The 7,627-nt window shown below is 76.0% G+C and carries 9 protein-coding genes; 5 read left to right on the forward strand and 4 right to left on the reverse strand.

Annotated elements, in window-relative coordinates; all coding sequences use genetic code 11:
- Positions 1 to 427 precede the first annotated feature (427 nt).
- Together SSBG_RS34985 and SSBG_RS19820 are read right to left on the reverse strand one after the other, a co-directional pair.
- Positions 428 to 826, reverse strand: coding sequence for a hypothetical protein (locus tag SSBG_RS34985; protein WP_234010603.1), 399 nt, complete (start codon positions 824 to 826; stop codon positions 428 to 430).
- Between the two features lie 260 nt (positions 827 to 1,086).
- Positions 1,087 to 1,332, reverse strand: a complete 246-nt coding sequence (locus SSBG_RS19820) for a hypothetical protein (protein WP_037870202.1) — start codon at positions 1,330 to 1,332, stop codon at positions 1,087 to 1,089.
- Between the two features lie 289 nt (positions 1,333 to 1,621).
- Here SSBG_RS19820 and SSBG_RS19825 point away from each other — a divergent pair, with 289 nt between their 5' ends.
- A complete protein-coding gene (locus SSBG_RS19825) occupies positions 1,622 to 2,173 on the forward strand; it encodes a DUF6313 family protein (protein WP_008747862.1) in 552 nt (183 codons plus the stop codon).
- Positions 2,170 to 2,763, forward strand: a complete 594-nt coding sequence (locus tag SSBG_RS34990) for a hypothetical protein (protein WP_234010604.1) — start codon at positions 2,170 to 2,172, stop codon at positions 2,761 to 2,763. Before SSBG_RS19825 ends, SSBG_RS34990 begins: the two co-directional genes overlap by 4 nt.
- 128 nt (positions 2,764 to 2,891) lie before the next feature.
- On the opposite strand, the gene SSBG_RS19835 is transcribed toward SSBG_RS34990, so the two are convergent.
- The gene (locus SSBG_RS19835; protein WP_199781387.1) at positions 2,892 to 3,758 is read right to left on the reverse strand and encodes a helix-turn-helix domain-containing protein; all 867 of its coding nucleotides are present in this window, start codon (positions 3,756 to 3,758) and stop codon (positions 2,892 to 2,894) included.
- 189 nt (positions 3,759 to 3,947) lie between these two features.
- Between SSBG_RS19835 and SSBG_RS19840 the strand changes: the two genes are divergently transcribed.
- The 3 genes from SSBG_RS19840 (at position 3,948) to SSBG_RS19850 (ending at position 5,720) form a co-directional block, all read left to right on the forward strand.
- The gene (locus SSBG_RS19840) at positions 3,948 to 4,169 is read left to right on the forward strand and encodes a hypothetical protein (RefSeq protein WP_037870203.1); all 222 of its coding nucleotides are present in this window, start codon (positions 3,948 to 3,950) and stop codon (positions 4,167 to 4,169) included.
- Positions 4,166 to 4,648: a hypothetical protein gene (locus SSBG_RS19845; protein WP_050776802.1), complete on the forward strand. Its 483-nt coding sequence runs from the start codon at positions 4,166 to 4,168 to the stop codon at positions 4,646 to 4,648. The genes SSBG_RS19840 and SSBG_RS19845 overlap by 4 nt, the downstream gene beginning before the upstream one ends.
- A 346-nt stretch (positions 4,649 to 4,994) precedes the next feature.
- The gene (locus SSBG_RS19850) at positions 4,995 to 5,720 is read left to right on the forward strand and encodes a response regulator (protein WP_037871659.1); all 726 of its coding nucleotides are present in this window, start codon (positions 4,995 to 4,997) and stop codon (positions 5,718 to 5,720) included.
- A 271-nt stretch (positions 5,721 to 5,991) separates the two neighbouring features.
- Here the strand turns inward: SSBG_RS19850 and SSBG_RS19855 are convergent, their stop codons facing one another.
- A complete protein-coding gene (locus tag SSBG_RS19855; protein ID WP_037871660.1) occupies positions 5,992 to 7,602 on the reverse strand; it encodes a GAF domain-containing sensor histidine kinase in 1,611 nt (536 codons plus the stop codon).
- Positions 7,603 to 7,627: the final 25 nt, after the last annotated feature.

The following is a 7,627-nucleotide window of genomic DNA, read 5'->3' on the forward strand; positions in this document are numbered from 1 at the left end:
CCTCGCGCAGCGCCCGGGGCGCGTCCTCGCCCAGCGGCGTGCCGTCCGCCGCGACCCACAGCGAGCCCAGCACCTCCTCGCCCGCGCGCACGGCGATCGCGAGCCGCTCGGGGAACCGCGCGTCGGCGGGGCGGCGTACGACGTCGTCGCTCGCCCACAGCGTGCGCAGGAAGCCGCTCGCGCCCAGCTCCGCGAGCCGCCAGCGCGGGACCCGCTGGCCGAGGATCGTGAGGCGGCGCTGCGGGTCGGCGCCGTTCTCGGTGCGGGAGTAGGCGAGGACGCGGGACTCGGGGTCCTCGATCGTGACGGCGCCGCCGACGAGCGCGGCGAAGGCGTTCGCGAGCGCGGGGAGGTCCCCGAGGGAGATGTCGGCGTGCGGGTCCCCGGCCCCGCCGCTCTGCGCGAGTCCGGGCCCGCAGCAGCGCGATCAGCTCGGTACACTCCCCCCCACCGGGGGCGCGGGGTCAGGAGCGCGGTGGGCACCTCGCCCGCCATGTCGAGCAGGCGCGGCGCCGGGCCCGCTCGCGCCGCGCCGCAGCACGAGCGCGGCGGCCCGCGCGCGGGCGGCGGCCCGGAGCACGTCGGCGGCGTCGGGCGAGGAGGCGTCCGCGCCGGTCGCGACGAGGATCTGGTCGCGCGCCGCGAAGGTCTCGCCGGGGTCGTAGACGCCGATGCCGCGTACGGGGACGGCGTGCCCGCCCGGCACGGTCACGGCCTCGACGGCCTCCCCGGCCCCGGCGGCGAGGACGGTGCCGAGGGTGGGGGCGTCCTCCGGGACCGGGTCTTCGTGGCCGGGCTCGCGGGCGTCATCGGGAGGGGACGGCATCCGTCCATGGTGGCCCACGCGGGGGTGGCGGCGGGCGGACGGGGAGGAGACGCGTCAGGAGCGGACTTCCGGACGGTCAAGCGCGGACTTCCGGACGGGCGACGCGCGACCCGGCGGCGGGGCCGGGCTCCCGGGGATGGGGAGGCGACCCTGCGGGCCCGTGGCGCGCAGCCCGCGCGGAATCGCCGTACGACCTCGATCCCGACGTTCCAGTCGCGCACGATACGGGTCGCGAGCGTCCCCGCGACCGTGATCCCCGTCTATACCGGGCCCATTCCTACCAGGTCCGCTTCCTGGACGAGTCGTCGCAGTTCCGCGACCTCCCAGCCCGTCAGGCGGGCGATGTCGGTCTCGGTCTGGACGGTGAGCTGCACGTCCTCGCGAACGGCGCGGAGGGCCGCGGCGATCTCGACCACGAGGTCGTCGCGCGCGGCGGCGAGGGCTTGGGCGGCCTCCGCGTGTCGGTGGGCGGCGAGTTCGAGGCGGGCCATCGGGTCGGTGGTCATGGGCGGACATCTGCCCCGTGACGGAGCGGACATTCCCGGCGGCGGCAGCGGGAGCCGCCTCGTGCTCGCGGACGGGGCCGTCTCGTACACGTGCTCCCTTTGACGGCCTCCGTGCACAGGGTCCACAATCTCCTTCCCCGGCGTCCGGGGGTGCGTGAGCCAGGGGGAGCCCATGCCCATTCCCATTCCGCCGCATCTCGAACTGCCCGCCAAGACGGGCAGCCGGAAGGTGCGGCTGCGCAGGGTGTTCCGTTGACGCAAGGCGCTGCGCGGGCTCACCCAGTGGATCGTGGACCGTGCGCTGCCGATGGCGCTGTTCCTCGGTGTGCTGTGGTTCTTCGCCGCCCGGTACGGCGGCGGCGGTGGCGAGGTCTACCGCGTGTTCACACTCCTCGACGATCCCGTCGGCCACCCGCTGCTGTGGGTCGCCTCGGCCATCGGCTGGGTCGCCGTCCCGGCCATCATCGGTGGCGCGGCGGGGCACGTCATCACGCAGCGCATCGACCGCGTCAAGAAGCAGCCGAGCACCCGCCTCTTCCGCCGCCGTCGCCTCAAGCAGCGCCTCCGGCCGCCGGGTGTGATCGTGCGGCCCTACCGCTACGGGACCGGCTCCCAGCAGGCGTTCGTGGACGCCTATGTACGGGTCGCGCACCGCAACGACTGGGCGCGGGCGCAGGACCACTGGGAGATCTACCTGCGCGACACGATGTCCACGCAGCAGTACGCGGACCTCGACCGGCACGAGTGCCTGCGGCAGGCGCGGAACGTGGCGCTCATGATGCTGCGGATCGCGGCGCTCTCCGGCCACGGGCACTGCATCGTCTGCGACAGGAGGGCGTGACCGTGCGATCCGAGGATGTCGTCGGCCTCATCGAGGCCACCCTCGCCCTCGCCTTCCCCACGGCGAGCACCCAGGGACTCACCCGCGCCGCCGAGGCCGTCGCGCGCTGGGGCGCGGAGGACGCGGCCCAGTACCTTGACGACCCCCTCACCCTCCGCATGATCACCGACCTCCTCCAGGTCGCGGGCGTCCCCGAGGGCGACTACCGCCCCGCCGAACCGGCGGGCAGGGCGATGGAGTGGGAATCGGAGTACCGCGTCTGGTCCCACACGGACGAGATGCCGGACCTCCCCTACCTCCCCCGCCCCCCGGACCGCCCCCGCCACACGCGGCAGGCCGGGCACGGCGAACGGCCGCCGTACGAGGGCGACGAGCGGTACGGGGGCGACGAGGGGTACGAGGGCGACGAGCGGTACGGGGGCGGTGCGGCGTACGAGGCGGAGCGCCCCGGGGAGGCGGGGGAAGCCGTGCGGGACCGGGAGCCCGGCCCCGGCCGCGCGTCCGGGAGCGAGTCCCCGGCAGGCACGGCCCGCCCGGGCTCCCGCCGCTGGCCCTTCCCCCGCCCCGGGAACCAGGGCCCCGGCGACTGACCACGACCCTCGCGGGCACGGCACGCGAGACGGAGGGTGCGGCCCGCGCGGTGTCGCGGCGACACGCGGACCGGACGGGCGCCGCTCGGCCGTGCGGGCTGCCGGGTGGCGGCCGCGGACAGTGCTGCTCACCCGTCACACGACAGCGGCCCGGCCGTGCTCCCGTGGGCGCACTCGTCCAGCAGCCGGCGGATGAAGGCGAGCGACGCGGCCGGGGCGAGGGCGCGGTCGCGCACCGCGTCGTAGCGGTGCTGGAGGTCCTCCACCCGCGCCGGGTTCTCGATGACGTGGCCGCTGACGCTGTTCTCCGTGTACGCGGCGGTGGAGCCGTCCGACTGGCGCAGGAAGGTGACGCTGGTGCTCGCGAGGCCGTGCAGGCCCGCCGAGAAGGGCAGAACGTGCACGGTGATGTGCCGGGTGCTCGCGGTGCGCAGCAGATCCTCCAACTGCGCCCGCCACTGCGCCCGGTCCGCGAGCGGCGTGCGGAGCGCGGCCTCCGAGAAGATCGCGCGGAAGACGGGAGCCCCGGCGTCGTGCAGGCGGGCCCGGCGGCGCATCCGGGCGGATACCTGCTGGTCCAGTGCCGTGCCGGTCATCCCGCCGCCGAGGCCCATCCGTTCGCGCGCGTAGCCGGGTGTCTGGAGCAGACCGTGCAGGATGTCGAGGCCGAAGTGCCACATGCTGGTGGCCTCCGCCTCCAGGCCCATGTACGCGCGGTACTCCTCCTTGAACTCGTCACGGTCACGCAGTGCCAGTTCCCACAGGGCGAGCAGCAGCCCCGGTGTCCGGTAGAAGTCGTCCAGCGCCTGGACCACCTCGGGGCCGCCCAGTGTCTCGCCCTTCTCCATCTTGCCGAGCAACGAGTGGTCCCAGCCGGGCCGTTGCCCGAGCCTGCGCAGCGGTACGCCCGGCTCGCAGCGCAGGCGCCGCAGCTCCTGCGCGAAGCGATGACGGGGCTGAACACTGCGTCCGGTCACCGCGCGACGACTGGGCACGGGAGCCTCCTCGGTGGTGCGCGCCCGCCGTGTGGAATTTGCGGGTCCGCCTGTGGAACGTACGAGCCCCGGGCGCCCCCGGAGCGCGTCCCGCGCGCCAGGATCGTGAGGGACGCGCCACGCAGCGTAGCGCCAGGAGCTGCGCCAGGTACGGAGGTTGGCGCGGCGACCGGAACAGTGGGGCCCCTCATGTCGAAGAAGACCGACCACGCCGACCGTCTGCGGGAGGCGATGGCCGCTCGGGACGCGCTCGCCGCCGCGTTGACGGCGGCGGGGATTCAGTTGCCCGCGAGGGACGTGCGGCGGGCGTGGGCCGGGGAAGCGCCGTACGCGCTGGTGCATCTGGGCGTCTGCTCGGCCCCCGTCGCGCACGCGCTCGCCGAAGCGCTGGGGCGGGAGGCGGGACGGTGATCGGGGAGATCGTGTGGGACGCGCGCCGTGAAGTGCTCGCGGTCGTGACCGGGCGGCTCGGCCGGTACTGGTGGTTGCGGCCGCTCGGCGGCGGGCGCGAGTGGAACGCGGGGCCGGACGAGGTGCGGCGGCTGCCCGAGCCGGGCACGTACGGCGAACGGCCGGGCCCGGGCCCCGCGTTCCGGGTCGCGGACGACGCGCTCGCCTGCCGCCTGGGTACGACCACGCGCGGCGAGATGGAGCGCCACACGCGGCTCCTGCGGGAGCTGGCCGAGACGGCGCTCGCGGCGGAAGTCCCCGCCGAGACGGGCGCGTTGCCTCGTGCGCTGCTCGGCTCCGTGCCGCCGGGCGACGCCCCCGCCTTCGCCGCGTACGCCCATATGCAGGCGCTGGCCCGGCTGCTCCGTCAGCACGCCGCCGGGGAACGGGCCGCTCTGGAGGCACGGTGTGCGGGCGCGCGGTGGGGGGCCCTCTCCTGAACGCGGGTGGACGCCCCGACGGGTCCGCCGGGGGCCGGGGCCTCGTCCGGAGCCGGCCCGTTCGGGGCGCGGGAGAAGTCCAGCAGGGCGCGGGCGGGCGGCGCGAGGGCCGTTCGGCCCTGTGCCCGGGGCCGGACGGCGGGGGGCCCGCTTGCGATACTGGGGGTGTGCCGCCCGAACGCCCCGGGGGTGCGTTTGCCGGGGCGGCCGCCCCGCCGCGTACCGGAGTCCCCGCCATGATCCCCGCACTCGCACCCGCATCCGCATCCGCATCCGCACCCGCATCCGTATGCACGGCCGCGACCGCGCTCGTCCCTCCGTCCGCGTCCGGCTTCCGGGCCCGCTCGTGAGCCCCGTGGACGGGGCCGGTGCCGCTCCGCCCATCCGCGTGTTCCTGCTCGACGACCACGAGGTCGTGCGGCGTGGTGTGCGCGATCTGCTGGAGGCGGAGCCGGACGTCGTCGTGGTCGGCGAGGCCGCGACCGCGCGGGAGGCGCTGGCGCGGGTGCCCGCGACGCGGCCCGATGTCGCCGTGCTCGACGTCCGGCTCGGCGGGGCGAGCGGCGGGGACCACGAGGGCGTCGAGGTGTGCCGCGAGCTGCGGGCCGAACTGCCCGGCCTGGCCTGCCTCATGCTCACGTCCTTCGACGACGACGAAGCGCTCTTCGACGCGATCATGGCGGGCGCGGCCGGCTACGTGCTCAAGCAGATCAACGGCTCCGACCTCCTCACCGCGGTACGCACCGTCGCGACGGGCACCTCGCTCCTCGACCCCCGCACGACGAGCCGGGTCATGGCCCGCATCCGCGAGCCCCGCCCCGGGAAGCCCGAGCCGAGCCGGGCGGTGCCCGGCGAACTCGCCCGGCTCTCCCCGCGCGAGCTGGAGATCCTCGACCTCATCGGCCTCGGCCTCACCAACCGGCAGATCGCCGAACGCCTCTACCTCGCCGAGAAGACCGTCAAGAACCGGGTCTCGTCCATCCTCGGCAAGCTCGGGGTCGGGCGCCGGATACAGGCCGCGATGCTCGCGGAGCGGCTGCGGGGGACGGACGCGGGGCGGCCGCGTCCCTGAAGCGGTCACGGCGGAAGGCTCCGCCGCTCCCGGCCCGGCGGTCCTCGGCGCTCGTTTGGCTGCCGCCCGGGGGCGGCACCGCGTCCCCGGTGATCCGGCACGCGTCCTCCGGAACGTACGCCGCCTCCCGCTCCGAGCCGACGAGCCCGGCTGCCCGGCCGCCCGCCGCCCAGCCGCCCGGCCGGGCTCCCCGCGCCCGCGACGAGCCCCTTGACGCGGATGCCGCGCGGGCCCGGCTCCGGCCCGGTGGTGGGCGGCGTGGGGGCCGCGTTCAGGCCCTGGGGATCGGGGCCGCCCACGTGATCCGCGTTCCCCGGCCCCCGGGGCCCGCGTCGATCCGGAGGCTTCCCCCGCACTGCTCCGCGCGCGAGCCCATGTTGAGCAGGCCGCCGGTCGGGCGGGCCGGGCCGAGGCCCGTGCCGTCGTCCGTCACCGTGAGGACCACGGCGTCCGCCCCGTCCGGGACGGCCAGTTCGACGTCCGCGTGCCGCGCCCGCGCGTGCCGTGCCGTGTTGCTCAGCGCCTCCGCCGCGACCGCGAGCACGTGCTCGCGCAGCTCCTCGGGCACCGTGCTGTCCACCGGCCCCGCGATGCGCAACGACGGCTGAAAACCAAGGTGCTGGGCGGCGAGCTGCACCGTCTCCGCGAGGCGGCGGCGCAGCGCGGGTCCGCCCCGGTCCTCGTCGCTCGTACGAAGCTGATGGATCGTGGAGCGGATGATCTGGATCGTCGCGTCCAGGTCGTCCACCGCGCGCCCGACCCGCTCGGACGCCGCCGGGTCCGCGATCGAGCGCTTGGCGCTCTGGAGCGTCATACCGGTCGCGAAGAGCCGCTGTATCGCGACGTCGTGCAGGTCGCGCGCGATGCGGTCGCGGTCCTGGAGCATCGCCAGTTCCTCCGACTCCTCGCGCCTGCGGGCGAGTTCGAGCGCGATGGCGGCCTGGTCGGCGAAACCGTCGATGAGCGCCGTCTCGGCCGCGGCGAAGCCCTGCCCGCCGGAGCGGCGGCTCAGCCGCAGCGCCCCGCACACCGTCCCGTCCACGGGCAGTGGCACCGCGACGACCGGCCCGTGCTCCGCGCCGTCGAGCGGCCGGGCGCGCGCGTCCGCCCGTACGTCCGCCGTCACGACGGGCACGCGCTCCGCCGCCGCGAGCCCCGAGAGCGAGCCCGCGACCGGGAGGACCGCGCCCCGCACCCGCTCCGCCCCCTCCCCGTGCGTGACCCGCACGACCAGCTCGCCGGGCCCGGCGGGGAGCAGGACGGCGGCGAGGTCCGCGTCGGCGACCTCCATCGCGCGGCGCGCGATGATCCGCAGCACCTCGTCCGTCCCCGTGCCCGCGAGGAGCGCGCGGGTGATCTCGCCGAGGGCTTCGAGCCGGTGCTCGCGGCGGCGGCTCTCCTCGTACAGGCGCGCGTTGTCGACCGCGACGCCGGCCGCGATCGAGAGCGTCGTCAGGACGGCCTCGTCGTCGGCGTCGAAGGAGCCGCCGCCGCGTTTCTCCGTCAGGTAGATGTTCCCGAAGACCTCGTCGCGGACGCGGACCGGGGCGCCGAGGAAGGTCCGCATCGGCGGGTGGTGCGCGGGAAAGCCGTAACTGTTCGGGTGCGCCGTCAGGTTGCCGAGGCGCAGCGGCGCCGGGTGGCTGATCAGCTCGCCCAGGATGCCCTGCCCGCACGGTGCCGGGCCGATCCGCGCCGCCACCTCCGCGTCCATCCCGACCGTCACGAACTGCGAGAGCCCCGCGCCGTCGTCCCCGATGACACCGAGCGCCCCGAACCGCGCCTCGGTGAGCGTCACGGCCGCCTCCACGATGCTCCGCAGCACCTGCGGCAGCGCGAGATCCCGGCCGAGGTCCATCACGGCGGTGAGCAGCGCGTGCATCCGCTCGGGCACGTCGAGGGTGAGG

This window comes from Streptomyces sp. SPB074, assembly GCF_000154905.1.
Lineage (GTDB): Bacteria > Actinomycetota > Actinomycetes > Streptomycetales > Streptomycetaceae > Streptomyces.